The sequence below is a fragment of the Fictibacillus tiangongensis genome (genome assembly GCF_048083785.1).
Lineage (GTDB): Bacteria > Bacillota > Bacilli > Bacillales > Fictibacillaceae > Fictibacillus.
The window spans coordinates 2,245,231-2,262,385 of record NZ_CP182294.1; the positions used below are offsets into that span (position 1 = coordinate 2,245,231).

Genomic DNA, 17,155 nt, shown 5'->3' on the forward strand with positions numbered 1-17,155 from the left:
GTAATAATCTACAACACCGTATAATTCAATAAAAAAGGCACTTCTCCTTCTTAAAGAAATGCAAAGTTTTGTTGAATAAACATTTGTTATGACAGTTTCTGCCCTTCCTTATTATAAAAGATTGGGAGTGCGTCCAGTTCTGTTTTTGACGGTTTATAAATGAACCATATTTTTCTCTTATTATCTTCTGTTGAAAAAAGTTGAGCGTTACGTTTCCCTAACATTGCTTTATCTGCGTCTAAAGGAGCTAGACCAAATAATGTTCGATTTTTACCGTCAGCTACTGATTGTAATCCTTCGAGAGAATTTAATACCATTCCTTCTAGTTCCCAACCTGTTCTGACTTTATTAAACTCAGCAAGGACAAGTGAATCTTTTGGTTTTTTATCCTCTGTCAAAAATAAGATATATCCATATTTATCTTTTAAATAAACTTCTTCATGTACAATTTCCTGAATACTATAGGTATTTTTGTCAGAATGATATAATACTTCTTCAGGACTTGTACTAAACGCTAATTTATTGTTATATTCAATTCCCCAAAAAATCAAAACAACCAACATTACAATAGCCACTAAAACCCCAAAACCCATTTTAATTTTCATCACCCCTATTTTAAACAACCCTAATTTTATTAACCGTAACCCTGCCCCTTTTGTTCTTTAATACAATAAAAAATGCAGTCCTTTTTTAAAGAAATGCATTTTTTTAGAAATGAAGTATATTTCTTTTTGGATTTTGCCTTTTAATCAAAGAGCATTCAACATACGGTAAGGTTTTAAGTCTTTTGAGATACAATGGACTTCACTATCTGTCATGTAATAACGGTGACAGCTTAATAAAGTTTGTCTGAGCTCTTCTGTAACTCTTATTTGATCATAAGCACAAATAGTCGTCAGTCCGAATTCAATCACCGTTTTATCGACTTCCTTCTCATATTCACCCACGTAATAAGCCAATTGCTCCTTATCAGCCCATTCAACATGCGCCCAGGTTCGGATAGAAATGTTCTTTTCCAGAAACGGTTCAACGTACTTTTTGAAATATGAGATGACAGTTTCAGTATTAAAATCACCTTTGAAACAATAAAAATCAAAGTTATTTACACGGTGAATTTTATGTAGATCGTCTTTACTTACTTCCATTTTTATTGCTTCTTCAATCAGTGGATAAAGTCGATCGTTCTCTATAACGATAACATGATCTCCCTGTTCAATTCCTGCTAGGACATAAGAGACAGTGTTGTTTATGTAAGATTCAATATTCTGGTACTCGTAGAAGATATGACCACCGTTGGATTGCTGAAGTTCTTTAGTTTGTTGAGTAATTTTATCCTTCATGACTTGTCCCCTTCCTTCATCTGTAATAGGAATACAATGATAATATTTAATAATTTATTTCCATACATTTTAATATCTATTTCATTATACTTCATAAATTGCATATGGTAGTGTTTTTTCAAAATCTCCGTGCTTATTCAATAATCCAAATCATTTGTAAATAAATTCCATGAAATAGGGCGGTAATCCTTCTTGTATAAACGCTACGATTGTTTAATAGTGGTTAAAGATGCTTTTAATAAAGCGGAAAATCATTCTTGGAATAAAAGTTAAGATGTTCCATAGCAATTCAAATAATAATTCACTTCTAATTTCCCTGGATATACCTCTAATAGATCTCCTGTATCTGCTTTTGTTCATCTAAATACTTTCTCCTGATCTATATGTAATTTTCTTCCTTTAATTCACTCGTGCTGATTCAACAATCCTGTTACTTTCTTCAATTAGTTCAATAAAAAAGTGCAAATCTCCTTCTTAGAGAAATGCACCCATTTTGTAGGATATTTTTCAACTTAAAAAATAGTTTCATCCCTTCATGACTCGCCAAAAACAGTTGTTAGTTGGACAAGTTATAAGCATGAGTAGTTCTGCAAATGCAACATCTTTGTCAAGATCATTCAATATACCCACTGTAAACTGTATAATAGTTCAATCGATGACTCTTTGCCTTGAAACATTTCGAAGATTTTTTCTAATTCTGCTGCAGCGAAGGAAACTAGTTCACTAAATAAATCTACTTTAGTTTTATAGTGTCGGTACATTAACCCGATGCTAATTTCCTGCACCTTCGGAAATATCCTGAACACTGGTAGCTGAAAATACTATTAAAAATTATAAAGTGACTATAATCGGACCATTTTTTGTAAGGATAATCGTATGTTCTACTTGTGCTACATAGCTTTCTTCAGTAGCATAGGTCCAACCGTCTTCTTTTTGGAAAACTTCTTCTTCCAAGGTTGATATAAATGGTTCGAATGCGATAACCATCCCATCCTTCAATAATTCATGATCCCATGGATCGTTATAATTTAAAATATGGTCTGGTTCTTCATGTATTCTACGTCCCACACCATGTCCTGTAAGGTTTTTGATAACCGTGAATCCATGCTGTTTCGCTGTTTCATATACTGCTTTTCCGATTCTGCTTTTTTTGGAACCCGGTTTAGCTTTCTTAAGACCTGCATCAAATGCCATTTTCGCAACGTCGCATAATCTAGTTAATACTTCATCGCCTTGTCCTACTACAAATGAGATTCCAGTATCAGCGAAATAACCGTTCTTTGAAGCAGAAACATCGATATTTACAAGATCCCCTTCTTGAATAACCCGATGACCTGGAATACCATGAGCGACTTCATCATTAAGACTGATACACGTAAACCCAGGAAAGTCATATTCACCCTTAGGAGCTGAAACTGCACCTGCTTTTTCTAATAACTCTCCGGCTATATCATCAAGTTCTTTCGTCGTTATGCCTGGAATTGTTCTTTGTACTAATTCATCTCTAACTGAGGCAATAATTCTGCCAATATCCTTCAACCCATTAAAATCTTCTTCTGTTTTTGCAATCATTTTTTTCCTACCTCATTATTTTTTATCATCATTCACTATATATTATTTATATTACCTCTACTTTCTCAAAAAATAATACGCATGTAAATTAATTGTTGCTGCCTAGTAGCAAGTTGACGATAGTCTAATTAGACTTTATTATAATAAACAAGTCTAATTAGACTATTTAAGTAAAGGAATGAAGCTGAAATGATTAAATCTTTTTTAATGTTAGGGCAATCCAATATGGCAGGTCGAGGCTTCTTGCATGAGGTAGAACCTATCTATAATGAAAAAATAAAAGTGCTGCGCAACGGACAGTGGCAAATGATGACAGAACCCATCAATTATGATCGTCCTGTTGCTGGTGTAAGTCTGGCTGCTTCCTTTGCAGAGGCGTTTGCAAAAGCCAACCAGAATGAAAAAATTGGTTTGATACCTTGTGCGGAAGGTGGCAGTTCCTTGGACGATTGGCATCCACAAGGTACTCTTTTTCAACATGCCTTGTCTGAAGCTCGATTTGCTCTCGAAAACAGTCAAATTTGTGGCATACTTTGGCATCAAGGTGAAAGTGATAGCCATAATTCTCTACATGAAACGTATTACGAAAAGCTATCTCTGATCATTGAAACTTTACGTAAAGAATTAAAACTTCATCATGTCCCAGTAATGATTGGTGAGCTTGGCGATTTCTTAGGAAAAACAGGTTTTGGAAAGTACTCATCAGAGTTTCAAGAGATCAACAAACAGTTACGGCGATTTGCTTATGAGCAGCAAAATTGTTATTTTGTATCCGCAGAAGGCTTAACTTCTAATCCGGATGGTATTCATTTCAACGCTGTTTCACAACGAAAATTCGGCTTTCGTTATTTTGAAGCATTTTCGAGAAAGTGTCATATCTTAGAGCCCCTTTCGGATGAGGATCAATCATTAAAAATAAACAATAACTATTCAAAAACGGAACAGATCTATATTCACAGTATGGATTTAGCTCTAGGTAAAATCACATATGCTGAATTTGAAGCAAAAATGGCGGAGGTAATGCCTTCTTGATTCCCTTACTAATCCTTGGCTTACTAATACAAAACTCTGGCGCTCATGGATACGAACTATTAAGTTTAATGGAAAAACGGCATTATCAATATATCGTTAACTTTACGAAAGGATCATTTTATTATAATTTGCAACAGCTTGAAGAAAAAGGTTTGATTGAACAAACACACGAAATACGTCCGAACAACAGTCGTGAAATTCACACCTTTAAAATCACGTCTTCAGGCTTAGAAGAGTTTGATAAGTTAATGACCAAATATGGAACGAAATCTGAATATGTAAAATTACCAATCTATGGGACGTTATTATTTGCAGATGTATTCGATAACAATAAATTACTGGAATGTATCCAATCCCAGATCGAACAAACTGAAGCCAGAATTTCTCTTCTAGATGAGTACTTATCTAACCATCAGGAATTACCTGGAAAGATTGACTATTTTCGCCGTATGAACGAAAATTCTCGTTCTCACCATTTAGTAAATTTAAAATGGTTTAAAGAATTGAAGGCAGACATAGAGGAAGCTACAATATAAATTAAAACAAATCACCCATCAATATTCATTAAAAAATGATGGGTGATTTTTAATAGTTTAGTTATGAGTTGTAGTTCCAGTCAAACATTCTAATATTTTCAGGTCTAGTGCATCCACTCTACCAATTTGTTCTTCCATATCCCAAAGCATGATCCTTGTAGTTTCATCATTCTCTACAAACGCTTGCAATTGTGCGACCTCAGAAAAATATACGGGATTTCGTTTAAGAGATCCATTTTCTACATGTTTTGAAGTAACTAAACCTACTAAACTTAGTGCTGTCACACTTTGTCCTGTTTCCTCCAATAGCTCTCTAATCGCACATTCTTTTGGTGTTTCACCCGCTTCTCTCTTTCCTGCTGGCAGCTCCCACTGTCGCCGTAGAGAGTTAAAGCCCATAAGGAATTTGCCCTCACATTTTATTACAGAAAAGGAGCCAGAAAGTGGATCGAAATCCTCAAGCTTTTCTTCCTTCACGTAAATAAAATCCACAAACTCATATTCGTTAGGATTCCTAAACTCGTAAACTACTTTCACTTTTACAACTCACAAAGGTAATCTATTAATTCTTTAGAACTTATATACTTTGCATCCATTGATAATGCACGATTAAAAAGATCAAAAGCTTTAGGATCGTTCTCTTTTAACCTTTGAAAAGATACTTTAGGACCTAAAAACCATTCACCTTTCAATTCAAAATAGATTTCCAAACTGTCTTTTAGCATCCAATGAAATCGATAGTTTCCTTCTAAATCGTTCTTCGCCGATCTGACCTGCATCTTTTTAAGCCAACTTTTCAGGAAGTCTTTTTCATCATCAGTTAATTGTTTCGGACCTTGCTCAAAAGTGTTATGTATACCAGCTAAGAACTCTTCTGCTAAGCCTTTCTTGTTGATCCAAATTTCTCCCTTATGCACACGCAGAAATGGTTCAGACTGCTTCATCTTGTCTGTCGGATAGATCCAGGCATCGAGCTGCTTTTCATCGATAAACTCAACCTCGTTCGTATCCTCTACTACGGAATCTGAAAAGCAGATAAGATCCACATCGCTTTCTTCTGTATGATCTCCTCGACTATAGGATCCGTACAAAATGATGGTGTGGCAATCATATTTTTTCAAAAAATAAGCTTCAATCTCTTTTAACTCGGTATGTGTATTCATAAATGACATCCTCTTTTTATGTAATGATTAACGTTTTAAGTTTGTATGTACCTGAAACCATGCTCGAAGGTTTGCTGCACAAGCGGCACGGTCCGCTGGGTCGCTAAGACTGCCATGAGTAAGATAAAGATTATCGTTAAAATACCGAGGATACACATGCAGGTGATAATGCCAAACATCCTGACTTCCACCTGGTTCGTTATGCTGCCTTGTGGAGATTCCATCACACTTGTAGCAATCCTTTAATGCGTAAGACACTTGCTGAGCCACTTTATGAATGTGAGCGGCGATGTCGAGTGGCAGATAAAAGATATTTTCATAATGCCGGTTAGGAATGATAATCACATGACCTTTGTTGTTCGGCCACCATAACGTTGCGATGAGCGCCGTTACATACTCATCGTGATAAACAATATCTTGTTGCTTGCTCTGGACCAGTTTATTGTCGGGGTCCTCAACCCTTTGAACGACTAAACAAAAGGGACATATATAGTTCGGTGGCATATGTGTGTACATAACTACTCTCCTAGAAAGATACTAATTTCGCTTTCCACTCACAAATTTTTGTCTCCTTCACTTCTTAGATTCATTTAGCTTCTTATTGAATACTTTTATGTGAGCCATCGCAATTCGGCATACGTTTTGATAAACCGCACGTACAATCATTTAACCCTTTTCCATCAAGAATTTGGTCCATATATTTTTCAATGCGAGCCTCGCGAGTTTTAGACTGTTTGGCTTCTGCAAAATACCGGATATACGCTTTTTGTCTTCCAGGCGTTAAAGCTTCGAAAGCATCTTTTAGATCAGAGATCTCGTCCATTTTATCCTGAAATTCAACGGGTATTGAGTAATCGTCTGTTTTCTTCAATTGCACCGTTACTCCTGATTTTTCTACTTCAATCGCTTCATGAATATATGCCTTAAGTGTGCTTTCCATATCTAATATGTCTTGAACATTCGTAAATCGAATTTGACGCGCTGATTGAACATTCTCAGTTTGTTGGATCAAGATCTTCTTTTCGTCTTTCAGCAGAACTCCTTTATGAAACAGTAAAGCACAATATTCTTTGAATCCATGTATTAGTACGATATTCTTTCCGTTTAACGTATAACACGGATGCATCCACTTAAAGTCTTCAGAGAGGCCACAGTCTAATACGATTCTTCGCAACTGCTCAAACTCTTCCCTCCACGATTTTGCATCTTTCAAAAACTCATCTACTTTCGGATTTAACATATCTACTTCCATCGTTTAGCCCCCCTCAACGTTCTACAATTCATCAACTTCTATCATTTCTATGTAAATACAATTTTTCCTTTTGTAAAAACTAACTTCATGAACTATTTTCTCATGTTGACGTGAGATTAAAAACTAAATACGATAAAACATATTTCATATGGAGGTTTTTTGTTTGAACAACTTATGTTTAGAGCTGGGCAAGTAAACCTTCTTTTCTAGGAAGAAGGGGCCAATAATAGAAAATAAGGGTTTATTAGAATGATGAGGAGGCTATGAATGAATTTGAAAATTCGAGTCGAACGCACGGAAGATTATAAGAAGACGGAAGAACTCGTTAGAAGTGCATTTGAATCAGAGGAATTTAGTGATAAGAAAGAACATCTACTAGTAAACCGGATTAGGAAAACAGAAGCATTTGTACCTGAACTTTCTTTAATCGCTGAGAACAGCCACCAAGAGATCATTGGCCATATTCTATTTTCAAAAGTTAAAATTGTTAACGAGACGAAAGCTGTTGAATCACTGGCACTCGCACCGGTTTCAGTTATTCCAGAGTATCAAAATAAAGGGGTTGGGAGTCTACTCATTAATTTTGCGCTATCAGCTGCTAAGGAGTTAGGCTATCAATCCGTCATCGTGTTAGGACATCCAGATTATTATCCGAAGTTTGGATTCAAGAGGGCTAGCACATGGGGAATTCAAGCTCCCTTTGATGTACCAGATGAAGTCTTTATGGCTCTTGAGTTAACGGAGAATTCTTTAGCTGATGTTACTGGTGTTGTTCAATATTCTGAATCATTTTCGTGATGTTTTTTTAAAACGTAAAAGAAAACGGCCTTCTAATCAGAGGGCCTTTATTGTAGAATCGCACAGTCTAAAATCTCTTGATAAACGGCGTTCCATTTAGAATAGTAAGATGTAATCCTGTTAGAATTTATAAACGTACGTTGAGAAGCTTCAAAAGCCCCATCAAAGTGTAGCATTTTTTTACATGCATTTTGTAAAAAATTTGATAACCAATTTTGGGATAGTTACTACTTTCCGTCCAGTGTGGATTCTCACTGTGATCCACGATAATATAACCAACTATCTTACACTCACCTTCAACATAACCCTCTTCAAGTGCTTCTCTTTTGAAACACTCTTCAGCGGTTTCACCTGGCTCAATATGACCTCCGGGAAAGTCCCATCCCCTATGTTTCAAGTTTACCAATAATAACTTATCTTCTTTGAAACAAAATCCGTGAACACTTGTAATTAAGTGATATGGAGGAAGTATCCTCGACCTTTTCCAAGTTAATTTAACTAATGATTCTCCCCAATTTACATAGGTAGTACTCAACATGTAACCCCCAGAATTAAAATCACTTACGATTTCCGTTTATGCTTTTCCTCAATGATCTTCTTGTTTAAGATCCTGACCTCCCCAACCATCAGCAATCTCATATCCTCAACAATATACTTTGCCAGCTCTTCATCCGAAATATCATCTCCATGCAGATCTAGACGGAATTCTTGACCCTGCAATCCCCCGCCATTCGAAAAGTCGATTTCAAAGTCGAATTGTACACGTTTATCCATTTTAGAACACCTCACCATGGTTTATATAATGATTTATTTAAACAGCGATAAAAGTAGAACTGTAATCATCCCCAAACCCATCGTTCCAAGAAAAAAGTAGCCGAGAATGCGGATTGTTATAGGAAGGCCTTGAAAATTCACTTTGGAAAGATTTTTAGTTGGATAGCCTTCAATCTTCCCATAATGATCCATGGCATCGTTAAATGGAGCATCAGTTTTAATCTGATCGTTTAATTGTTCTAACCGTTTATCTATACGTTGTTTCACGTTCTGAAGGTCTTCTTCCATTGCTCGCACCCCACTTATCAAAACAAGCATCTAGCATTAATTTCGATAAGCAACAAACTATTCCTTCTCCAATCATTTTTACTAGATTCACCAATTGTCCAATCAAATAAGACAAGCTTGGCATAAGATATAGAGAATAGGGATTATTGAGATTCTTATTCTTTTCTCAACATGAGATAGATGGGGGTGTCTTCTTTGAGTAGTTTTATTAGCATTTTAGATGGCTTATTGGCTTGCAAGAAAGCACGAAAGAGCAAGAAAAACAAAAAGAGAATCGGTTAAGACAAAAGCTGCCTTTCGGGGCGGCTTTTCATATTTACATACGCGTTTAACTGCTATAACAAAAGGGGAAAGATAAGATTATCACAATTTTAGGGGGCACGATTTTATGAAGGAACAAATCAAGAAAGTTCTAAGCAATCCTAAAGTACAAAAAGGAATTAAAGACAAAGTCGTTCCTTTAGTAAAAAAAGAAATGGAAAAAAGAAAGAAGAAATAATAACGAAAATAAGCTATACAAGTAACCCATCTGAACAAACCGATGATGGGTTACTTTTTCGTTTAACATCTATATGACTTTAATAAAGAACACATGACTTGCTGATCCGCGTTTCCAATTGCCGTGCGTACTCACCGCATAGGTTCCACTTTGTTGAGGGGCTACAAAGGTTCCATCCTCCAAATCTACACTTTTGGAATCTAACTGACTCTTAGACCAAACCATTACTTCTTTAGACACTTTAACAGGCTTGCGATTATAGGAGATCTCAATTTTCTCTCCTGGCGCAACGATAACCGGCTCAATATCGTTCATCATAAACGGTTCAACCATATCTTTGCACCCGCCATTTAAAAATCCGTCCCAACAATAACTGCCTTGCTTAACGGGAATCGTGATGTTTGTTTCTGTTTTAGCACTTGCTGATGGTGGTTTAGCGTTCAGGATGTAATACGTAAAGAAGCCTGAAATCAGTAAAAATGCAAGAACAAGACCTAATCGACCTTTTTTAGCCACATTTACTCCCCCTATTCCCTTCTAAATATTAAGTCGTTTATAGCATGTACTAGGTTTCATTCATACAACACCAAAATCCCTTTTAACCATTCAAAACATAAACTCAAACCTACCTATTGTATTTGTGATTAGTTACTTAGTAATTTACCGAAAAACATAACAACAATAACAATTGTCATCGTTAAAAGTGTGGCCACAATCGTAATGAAACTTCTTAACATGGATTTCCAACCTTGAACACCAGAAAGCCCTATAACACCTAACACTAAAGTCATGAAAGTAAAGCATAAAATTATACTCAGTTTATGTATCCCTGTTGCACTTGTTATCAAGTTATTATGAGGAAGTATAAATGACAAAATCACACACATCAGCGATAAAAAGAAAGACACTTTGTTTAACTTAGCCATGTTAATAAAACACCTCAATTTGCAGATCATGTCGAAAGGTTATTTTAAATATTCCTTTACAAGAATATTCCTTATGAGTTATATTGATTATGAAAGGAGGAACAGTTTATGGGCGAGAAACTAACAACATTGCATGCACTTGCCGAGCCCAATCGCTTTCACATTGTTGAGCTTTTGAGAGTTGGTCCTCTCACTGTAGGAGAAATTGCCGACAGCCTTAAGCTGCGCCAACCACAGGTATCGAAGCATCTACGTGTACTTAGTGATTCTGGGCTTGTTGAGGTTCAACCTATTGCGAATCGTCGGATCTATAAGCTGCAGTCACAACCTTTCTTGGAACTGGAAGAATGGCTTGATACCTTTCGAAACATTTGGGAAGATCGGTTCGACCGCTTAGATGATTATTTAAAAGACATGAAATAAACGATATTCGGTACTACATAAATGAAGGAGGAATTAATAATGACTGTTGAAAACAAAACGAATCAAATAACTTCTAAAATAGAAGGAAATGTTTTGGTGTTAGAACGTACCTTTAATGCACCTCGAGAACTTGTGTTTAAAGCTTTTTCTGAAGAAGAACATTTGAAGCGCTGGTGGGCTCCAGCTGGCTGGACCATGTCGATCAAACAGTTCGAATTCCGTCCTGAAGGTGTTTGGCATTATTGCATGAAATGCACAGATGAGAGTCAAGAATACTTCGGACACGAATCTTGGGGCAGAGCGGTATTTCATGAAATTGTTGCACCAGAAAAAATCAAAAGCGTAGACGCGTTTTCAGATGCGGAAGGCAATGTTTCAGAAGAAATGCCACAAACAGAAGTTACATTAACCTTTGTTTCAGAAGGCAACCAAACAAAACTGATCAACCGTGCAGAATATGCTTCTGCGGATGATGTGAAGACAGTTCTAGACATGGGTATGCTAGAAGGTGTGACGATGACCTGGAACCAGCTGGAAGAATTATTAGCAGAAATGAAATAATTATAAGTATTGAAGCGAAGAAAGCTATATGCTTTTTTCGCTTTTTCATTTACTTTAAACCCTAAACAACTCAAACTCACTTAAAAATTCATAAATCTCATTACGAGCATCCTCTACATCTCCATAATAGCCGTCAACCGCTAAATCCCATGAAGTTGTTACATTAATTATTTATACTTCCAAATCCTCACAGCTTTCTGGGATGTGACCAACAAGACGATACATATAGGTACATATTTGTGTTACATCACTTGTTTGAATTAGTTCGTCATGAAGTAGACTCAGAATTCCTTGGATCGGAAGCGCCTGATCATACTTTCCTTTTACATCGGTTAACTTTGAACATACCGAAGCTATTGTTGAGTTAGAAGATAACGAGATTTCAAGAATTTCGTATGGAGGTTGATCCAACTTCTCTATTAATTGATCGGCCCATTCGATGACATGCTTCATCTTAAAAAAGCCTATAAAAAGACCTAAACGATAGATTTCAGCTTGAACTTTAATTTCCATAAAAAACTCCTAGATCACTTAATATTTTTCCTTGATCTCTTTCAACAGCTCTATGATTTCTTCATTTTGTTTATTGTTCTTTCTAAGTTGTATATCAATGCCCAGTAAAGTAAAAAACACGGTAACAATGATTGCAATTCCCGCAATATACATTTTAGTTCACCTAGTCTTCCATAAATTTTAACATTTGTTGAATTGCACCAAGGTGATAGGCAGAGTGCGCCAACGAACCTACTAATTCATTTGCCAAGTCTTCAGTCCATTGTATATGATCAATCTTTTCTAATAGACGGTGGTATTCATTCCTCAATCCTTCCTGAATGGAAAGCCACTCATCATCGCTAACTGTTTGAATTTCCCAGCTTTTATTCCAATCCATTGTAGGAAATGTTCCTTCATACAACCATTCATTGGTTCCCCACATATGATATCGGACATGATCGGTATGAGCAGCGAGTGTTGTTCCATTGATTTGTTTTGATGCATCAGCAACAGTTAAAGTAGACAAAGCTCCAAAAATACCTGAGTCTGGTTTTGTATTCGTAAAATAGCTTACAGTCACTGGCTTTGGTGGTCCTTCAAATGCTTCTTGTAAGATTCTTTTCAATCCCGCTTCTAACGGATGATTCACACAAACCACTCCTCACGTCATCTACTAACTCTTTCCATAAAAAAGTGCACTTCTCCTTCTAGAAGAAATGCACTTTCTTTGTTACGCGTTGGATTTCTCTTTTGTACTGTGATTGCCATCTGCCATATCGATTACAAACGTATTGCCTTTCGCGTTCTCGATCGTCTTCATCAAGCGAAGTTTTGCTAGCTCTGGGTTGTTCTCCAGCATTTTAGCCGTATTTGCTAAACTTCTTAACGTTGCTGCTTCTCCTCTTGCTCTTTCCAGTGAAGACTGCGCTTCTTTTTTCGCTCTAATTACTTCAAGGAATGCTTTTTTTAGTTCAGCAGATAACATAATATCTTTTATGTCTACTGAGAGGATGGATAATCCAGCAAACGTATTATCAACAAGAAGTTGTTGCAGCGAATCATTCACTTCATTCCGCTTGCCTAACAGATCATCTAATTCAAGCGAAGATATTACATCACGCAGTTTAAGCTGAACGTTCATATAGATGTGTTCTTCATAATCTTCATATTCAGAGATCAGAATTTGTGGATCTGTAATTTGATATTTTACGGCAACACTAATCTTTACACTAAGTTGATCAGCCGTTAATAACTCTTGACCGTTCAGCTGCATAATCGTCGGTCTCATGTCAAAAACCGTGATTTCTGTAGAGGCTGGAGAATACTTATGCTTGCCTGGGCCTACAATCTCCTGAAAAGCCCCATATTTAAACTTCACACCACGTTCATACTCGTACACCGTTACCGAAGCAAAAAATTTCTTGATGATCGATAGAATAGCAAACACAACAATAAACACGAACCCAATGACTACAAGATATTCTAAAAATGATTCCATCCTAATTCCCCTTACTTTAATACGTATAAAACCACCCAACAGACAAGGAGAAAACAATGGAGGTCTTACCTGCAAAATTGTTCAATCCTAAAAGCCATTGAGTGGCTTCATCTAGGGCTTCGAACCCAAAACTGGTTCCACAGCGGTATACCAGTTGCCAAAAGTTGAGAAAGCCGATCAGCAACACCGTTTAAAGATTTTAAACGAAGGCTTTGCATTTCTCCAAGAACTAAATTATATCAAGATATTTAGGAAAAAAGTACATCATTTAGAAAAAATTGTTCTTTAAAATCAACATGTAAAAGCTTAAAGTTAAAATATGGAATTTTGGTTAGAGGAGGAAAAGAAATGGACAACTGGGTGTTTGTGTTTATGGCAAATATTTTCGGAGGGATTATCGTATTTTTTGCTCTCATGTTTTTGTTAAGTTTAGGAGGAGGATCAATGGATACCGCCTTCTTCATAGGAATTTTTCTATTTGTTCAACTCAGTTTTATTACAACGATTCTATTTCAAGTGCTGCACAGAGTTAAGAAGTTGGAGAAGCAACAGATGGATCAGAGTGAGCAACAAAAAAGCTGATTATACATGAATAATCAGCTTAAGTAATCTTCTCGAAGTATTCCATACACCGCACAGTCCTTATACTGATTATTCGCATTACGAATCATGTGACGAATTACGCCTTCTTGTTTCATTCCTACTTTGGCTATAATCCTACCTGAAGCAGGATTATCAGTGTTATGTGCAGCAGAGATCTTATGGATGTTCATCTGTCGGAAGCCAAACTCTACTACAGCTTGCAGTGCTTCGGTCCCGTACCCATGGTTCCACCACTTGAAACCAAGCGAATAGCTTACTTCACAATTATCTATCGAGCTATCAAAATCATATAGATCGATTTCGCCAATCAGTTCACCTGTATCTTTCAACTCGATGCCCCAATAACAAAAGTCCTTATTTTTATACTGACTGACGATCTCTTTCACACGCTCTTCTGTTTGAGCAATACTCGTGTGAGCAGCATTCACCCGATTGTCTGCGACCCGTTCGTCTGAAAGCCAATGGTCATATACGCTTTGAGTGTCGGATTGTTTTAAAGGACGAAGAAGTAATCGGTCTGTTTCTATTACGGGTGTTCCTGAGTAGTTAATCATTTATACACCTCTATTCAATCCATACTCCAGCTTTCATCTTCTGAAACCAATCCTGCATCCAATCACCAGGCATGGATACTGTGTTCAAATCTAAAACTTTTAATTGTTTAAATGTATACGCATTTGCTAAGTATAAATCCCACTGACACTCAATATCTCTGGCTATAAAAAAGGTAAGATCCCCTTTTTCATCAAGATCTTCTTCTTCCCATGCCATCGTTAAATTATCGCACCATTTAGCAAGTTCGTAATGAGAATACTCACTCTTATTCTCACAAAAATCATTTAACAGCTGTTTCAAATTTTCATACGAATAATCGAGATTAATTATAGTCTCATTCCAGTTCCAGTTCATACAAAATCCACCTCGATCTCAGCTCCGATGTTTGACGCGAATGTGAGGATGTCTTTCTCTAAATACAAAGCTGGAGCTTGCCCATTTACCATTGCGATTACAATATAGATTATACTCGTTAAGCCAAACTCCGCTTGTAATTCATTAATAATCGAGCATTTATCTCTCAACTGATTCATAACTTGCTGAAGCTGCTCATTTACATCGAGCGAGTTTTGGTAGTCCGTCCCATAATCCCAGCTTGTTTCTTTCCTGCGAAGCGAAGAGTTGGCTAAAATTGAATCTCCTTTTTTATAGCTTTCTGTTGGGGTGATTTCCAGTCTTCTCGTCACTTCATTTATCGGAAAGTCATCGCCAAAAAGGGAGAAGTACACTTTCACTTGTGTCTCGTACATAGCATCTCCTCGCAATACGTTTCTTGTTTCTATTTAAAGCGGTGGATTCTTTACACCTAGATGGATCCAGTCTTCTTTCGGTGGTCCATAAACCCCAAAAGGTTTAATTCCCGCTTGACGCATTAGGATTGTTACTTGTCCACGATGGTGAACAATGTGCTTGATGAGTCCCATCAAAATTTGAGCGTTTGATTCTTCTCTACCGAAGGCTGTTTGCACTTCTTTCAAGCTTTCGTCTGTCCATTGCTCTTCAATGGCTCTCGTTGCAGCAGAACTTAGATCTTTAAAGGTGTCAGCAATCTCTTTAGCCGATGTTGGAACCTCTTCAGTATTTTTTACTTCATCAACTTTCAAACCAAAATGAGCTAAGTACTCTGGAATATTAGTGGTTAGATGCCAAGCGATTCTTCCTAACGTACGTCCTTCTGGGTAAACTGGTTGTTCCAACGATTCATCGGTTAATCCATCTAACACCTTTTGCGTTAGCGTTGCTTCGCGATTCCATTCTCGAATAAAGTCCGCAATGGTTATGTACATATTTAAAACCTCCATTATCAGTATTTTATAAACCTTAACCTGGAGAGAAAAAAGATTTATCCTAAATCATCCAACAAAACCACTTCACCCGTTTCAGCGTTCACTCCATGATGACAGTCCAATTTCCCGCAAAGAATATACTGTTTCTGTTCATCGTCATACACATAAAAAGGCTGGAGCTCAAACAAACCTTTCAATTTCTCATACGCTTCGTCTTGTGTGACCGTTACATTGCCGGGTGCTTCTAAGGAATCGTACATCTCTAACATGAACTGGTTGTCGATGTAGTTCACAACGTCCATCGAATGTGGATCAAGGAATACTGACAGTTTTCTTTCAAAGACTCGTGTTTCATGTTGATTTGTTTTGAGTGTCGCAACTAGAAACTTTTTGTCTCGATGTAGAGTTGTCACACACCATATCCCAGAGTCTTCCGGGTATGCATGCCGCAACAAGCGTTCTACTGCTTCCACACACTTCTTTTCATCTTCCTCCGTAATAGGTAAGGTGGCTGGAGAAGGCGTGCAGGAAAAGGCTTCATCTGCCGTAATCTCTTCTTGCAAATCGATCTCTTTACGCTCAAAAGCTCCAGAGATCGGTCCATCCCACTCCAAAATGTGATTCACTTTTTTAGAAGTCCCGCCATCTTGAAGCATTTCAAAAGGTTTGGTCATCTGATCTTTGTTTCTTATGTAGATCTCTTCTACCGCATACACGGCAAATAGCTTCTTTTGTTCAAACGACGGATATTCTATTCTTTTCACTTGTTCCTTAGCGATGTGTTTCGCTTTCTCTAAGTAAAGAGTATAGGATTCGCATTTTACCGTATCACCCATTGGAAACTCACCATGAACGGAAAAGAAGATTAGCTGTCGTTTATCATTCCATTTCACTTCAATCATTCCAGACGGCGAGATAGGAGTATTGTCTATAAATGAACGAAATTCTATTTCATTTTCTGTTTCGTTATGTAGTTGGAACTGCTCGTTATATGTTAATCCGGTTTCTTGTTCGATCCACTTAATGACTTCCTCAGTTCCACCATTAAATGTGATTCCATCTTGTGCATAAGTCTCACCCATAACAAAGATTGCATTCTTCAATTTTCCGGTGTTCACGTTATATTCAATGACCGCTGTACCTTCAGGGTTCGAACCATCTTCATCGGACACCGTTCCATTCGGAAACCACTCCAAACAAAGTGTGTAACTCGTTTCGTTTAAGTGGTTCACGTCCCGCCATAGACTATGATGATGTAAATAGTAGTTTCCTAGTCCGAACGTTGTTTGAGCTTGATCTACGAATGTTTGTATTCTGCTATCCACTACTCCCGCTCCTTTTGTGACTGTTCCCCAAGTTCTCCCATGACTAAGAATAAGATCCAGACTCCGAGAACGACCACAACTCCGTAACCTACATAATACAAGACCGTATTGATAAACCAGATTAATCCACCAAATGGACCGAAACGTTCTACATCCACGAAACTTAGTGACATAAACCCAAGTCCCACTAGAAATCCAAAAAGCAGGTGCTGCAGTCTGTTCATCAAAA

At 37.1% G+C, this 17,155-nt stretch carries 27 protein-coding genes and 1 pseudogene; 6 read left to right on the forward strand and 22 right to left on the reverse strand.

The window, feature by feature from the left end:
* Window positions 1-86: 86 nt before the first annotated feature.
* The 3 genes from ACNJYY_RS11990 to map all read right to left on the reverse strand — a co-directional run bounded on the left by ACNJYY_RS11990 (window position 87) and on the right by map (window position 2,912).
* Window positions 87-605: a hypothetical protein gene (locus ACNJYY_RS11990; RefSeq protein ID WP_416728682.1), complete on the reverse strand. Its 519-nt coding sequence runs from the start codon at window positions 603-605 to the stop codon at window positions 87-89.
* 144 nt (window positions 606-749) lie between these two features.
* Window positions 750-1,340, reverse strand: a complete 591-nt coding sequence (locus tag ACNJYY_RS11995) for an MEDS domain-containing protein (protein WP_416728683.1) — start codon at window positions 1,338-1,340, stop codon at window positions 750-752.
* An 831-nt stretch (window positions 1,341-2,171) separates the two neighbouring features.
* Window positions 2,172-2,912 (reverse strand): type I methionyl aminopeptidase, encoded by a 741-nt coding sequence (map, locus tag ACNJYY_RS12000; protein WP_416728684.1) that lies wholly within the window; start codon window positions 2,910-2,912, stop codon window positions 2,172-2,174.
* Between the two features lie 189 nt (window positions 2,913-3,101).
* Here map and ACNJYY_RS12005 point away from each other — a divergent pair, with 189 nt between their 5' ends.
* Both ACNJYY_RS12005 and ACNJYY_RS12010 read left to right on the forward strand, forming a co-directional pair.
* Window positions 3,102-3,944, forward strand: a complete 843-nt coding sequence (locus ACNJYY_RS12005; RefSeq protein WP_416728685.1) for a sialate O-acetylesterase — start codon at window positions 3,102-3,104, stop codon at window positions 3,942-3,944.
* The gene (locus ACNJYY_RS12010) at window positions 3,941-4,480 is read left to right on the forward strand and encodes a PadR family transcriptional regulator (protein WP_416728686.1); all 540 of its coding nucleotides are present in this window, start codon (window positions 3,941-3,943) and stop codon (window positions 4,478-4,480) included. The genes ACNJYY_RS12005 and ACNJYY_RS12010 overlap by 4 nt, the downstream gene beginning before the upstream one ends.
* Window positions 4,481-4,537: 57 nt before the next feature.
* Here ACNJYY_RS12010 and ACNJYY_RS12015 read toward each other — a convergent pair whose 3' ends face one another.
* From ACNJYY_RS12015 to ACNJYY_RS12030, 4 genes are all read right to left on the reverse strand, one after another.
* Window positions 4,538-5,017 (reverse strand): NUDIX hydrolase, encoded by a 480-nt coding sequence (locus ACNJYY_RS12015; RefSeq protein WP_416728687.1) that lies wholly within the window; start codon window positions 5,015-5,017, stop codon window positions 4,538-4,540.
* A gap of 2 nt (window positions 5,018-5,019) precedes the next feature.
* Entirely contained in the window at window positions 5,020-5,643 is a 624-nt protein-coding gene (locus ACNJYY_RS12020) for a nucleotidyltransferase domain-containing protein (RefSeq protein ID WP_416728688.1), read from the reverse strand.
* Window positions 5,644-5,670: 27 nt separating this feature from the next.
* Entirely contained in the window at window positions 5,671-6,159 is a 489-nt protein-coding gene (locus ACNJYY_RS12025; protein WP_416728689.1) for an HIT family protein, read from the reverse strand.
* A gap of 82 nt (window positions 6,160-6,241) precedes the next feature.
* Window positions 6,242-6,895: a DUF1801 domain-containing protein gene (locus ACNJYY_RS12030; protein ID WP_416728690.1), complete on the reverse strand. Its 654-nt coding sequence runs from the start codon at window positions 6,893-6,895 to the stop codon at window positions 6,242-6,244.
* Between the two features lie 267 nt (window positions 6,896-7,162).
* On the opposite strand from ACNJYY_RS12030, the gene ACNJYY_RS12035 reads away from it, so the two are divergent.
* Entirely contained in the window at window positions 7,163-7,693 is a 531-nt protein-coding gene (locus ACNJYY_RS12035; RefSeq protein ID WP_416728691.1) for a GNAT family N-acetyltransferase, read from the forward strand.
* A gap of 47 nt (window positions 7,694-7,740) precedes the next feature.
* Here ACNJYY_RS12035 and ACNJYY_RS12040 read toward each other — a convergent pair.
* The 5 genes and pseudogenes from ACNJYY_RS12040 to ACNJYY_RS12060 form a co-directional block, all read right to left on the reverse strand.
* Window positions 7,741-8,228, reverse strand: a pseudogene (locus ACNJYY_RS12040) (NUDIX hydrolase).
* Window positions 8,229-8,254: 26 nt separating this feature from the next.
* Window positions 8,255-8,467, reverse strand: coding sequence for a cyclase (locus tag ACNJYY_RS12045; protein ID WP_066395249.1), 213 nt, complete (start codon window positions 8,465-8,467; stop codon window positions 8,255-8,257).
* A gap of 33 nt (window positions 8,468-8,500) precedes the next feature.
* Window positions 8,501-8,755: a hypothetical protein gene (locus ACNJYY_RS12050; RefSeq protein ID WP_416728692.1), complete on the reverse strand. Its 255-nt coding sequence runs from the start codon at window positions 8,753-8,755 to the stop codon at window positions 8,501-8,503.
* 568 nt (window positions 8,756-9,323) lie between these two features.
* The gene (locus tag ACNJYY_RS12055) at window positions 9,324-9,770 is read right to left on the reverse strand and encodes a hypothetical protein (protein ID WP_416728693.1); all 447 of its coding nucleotides are present in this window, start codon (window positions 9,768-9,770) and stop codon (window positions 9,324-9,326) included.
* A 128-nt stretch (window positions 9,771-9,898) separates the two neighbouring features.
* Window positions 9,899-10,180 (reverse strand): hypothetical protein, encoded by a 282-nt coding sequence (locus ACNJYY_RS12060; protein WP_416728694.1) that lies wholly within the window; start codon window positions 10,178-10,180, stop codon window positions 9,899-9,901.
* Between the two features lie 108 nt (window positions 10,181-10,288).
* Here ACNJYY_RS12060 and ACNJYY_RS12065 point away from each other — a divergent pair, with 108 nt between their 5' ends.
* Window positions 10,289-10,603 (forward strand): ArsR/SmtB family transcription factor, encoded by a 315-nt coding sequence (locus ACNJYY_RS12065; protein ID WP_191755098.1) that lies wholly within the window; start codon window positions 10,289-10,291, stop codon window positions 10,601-10,603.
* 39 nt (window positions 10,604-10,642) lie between these two features.
* The gene (locus ACNJYY_RS12070) at window positions 10,643-11,164 is read left to right on the forward strand and encodes an SRPBCC domain-containing protein (protein WP_416728695.1); all 522 of its coding nucleotides are present in this window, start codon (window positions 10,643-10,645) and stop codon (window positions 11,162-11,164) included.
* A 171-nt stretch (window positions 11,165-11,335) separates the two neighbouring features.
* Here ACNJYY_RS12070 and ACNJYY_RS12075 read toward each other — a convergent pair whose 3' ends face one another.
* The 4 genes from ACNJYY_RS12075 to ACNJYY_RS12090 form a co-directional block, all read right to left on the reverse strand.
* Window positions 11,336-11,677, reverse strand: a complete 342-nt coding sequence (locus ACNJYY_RS12075) for a hypothetical protein (RefSeq protein WP_416728696.1) — start codon at window positions 11,675-11,677, stop codon at window positions 11,336-11,338.
* An 18-nt stretch (window positions 11,678-11,695) separates the two neighbouring features.
* A complete protein-coding gene (locus ACNJYY_RS12080) occupies window positions 11,696-11,830 on the reverse strand; it encodes a hypothetical protein (RefSeq protein WP_416728697.1) in 135 nt (44 codons plus the stop codon).
* 10 nt (window positions 11,831-11,840) lie between these two features.
* Entirely contained in the window at window positions 11,841-12,308 is a 468-nt protein-coding gene (locus tag ACNJYY_RS12085; RefSeq protein ID WP_416728698.1) for a hypothetical protein, read from the reverse strand.
* A gap of 81 nt (window positions 12,309-12,389) precedes the next feature.
* On the reverse strand, window positions 12,390-13,157 hold the full coding sequence (locus ACNJYY_RS12090; RefSeq protein WP_416728699.1) for a slipin family protein: 768 nt from the start codon (window positions 13,155-13,157) through the stop codon (window positions 12,390-12,392).
* Between the two features lie 348 nt (window positions 13,158-13,505).
* Here ACNJYY_RS12090 and ACNJYY_RS12095 point away from each other — a divergent pair, with 348 nt between their 5' ends.
* Window positions 13,506-13,739: a hypothetical protein gene (locus ACNJYY_RS12095; protein ID WP_197221085.1), complete on the forward strand. Its 234-nt coding sequence runs from the start codon at window positions 13,506-13,508 to the stop codon at window positions 13,737-13,739.
* Window positions 13,740-13,753: 14 nt separating this feature from the next.
* On the opposite strand, the gene ACNJYY_RS12100 is transcribed toward ACNJYY_RS12095, so the two are convergent.
* Genes ACNJYY_RS12100 through ACNJYY_RS12125 form a run of 6 tightly spaced genes read right to left on the reverse strand, consistent with a single transcriptional unit; the run spans window position 13,754 to window position 17,150 of the window.
* The gene (locus ACNJYY_RS12100) at window positions 13,754-14,314 is read right to left on the reverse strand and encodes a GNAT family N-acetyltransferase (RefSeq protein WP_416728700.1); all 561 of its coding nucleotides are present in this window, start codon (window positions 14,312-14,314) and stop codon (window positions 13,754-13,756) included.
* A gap of 10 nt (window positions 14,315-14,324) precedes the next feature.
* Window positions 14,325-14,669 carry a hypothetical protein gene (locus ACNJYY_RS12105; protein WP_416728701.1) on the reverse strand — a complete coding sequence of 115 codons (345 nt, stop codon included), beginning with the start codon at window positions 14,667-14,669 and terminating at the stop codon, window positions 14,325-14,327.
* Window positions 14,666-15,064, reverse strand: a complete 399-nt coding sequence (locus ACNJYY_RS12110; RefSeq protein WP_416728702.1) for a DUF4279 domain-containing protein — start codon at window positions 15,062-15,064, stop codon at window positions 14,666-14,668. The genes ACNJYY_RS12105 and ACNJYY_RS12110 overlap by 4 nt, the downstream gene beginning before the upstream one ends.
* Window positions 15,065-15,097: 33 nt before the next feature.
* The gene (locus ACNJYY_RS12115) at window positions 15,098-15,601 is read right to left on the reverse strand and encodes a DinB family protein (protein WP_416728703.1); all 504 of its coding nucleotides are present in this window, start codon (window positions 15,599-15,601) and stop codon (window positions 15,098-15,100) included.
* 56 nt (window positions 15,602-15,657) lie between these two features.
* Window positions 15,658-16,926: a hypothetical protein gene (locus tag ACNJYY_RS12120; protein ID WP_416728704.1), complete on the reverse strand. Its 1,269-nt coding sequence runs from the start codon at window positions 16,924-16,926 to the stop codon at window positions 15,658-15,660.
* The gene (locus ACNJYY_RS12125; protein WP_416728705.1) at window positions 16,926-17,150 is read right to left on the reverse strand and encodes a hypothetical protein; all 225 of its coding nucleotides are present in this window, start codon (window positions 17,148-17,150) and stop codon (window positions 16,926-16,928) included. The genes ACNJYY_RS12120 and ACNJYY_RS12125 overlap by 1 nt, the downstream gene beginning before the upstream one ends.
* Between the last annotated feature and the right edge of the window lie 5 nt (window positions 17,151-17,155).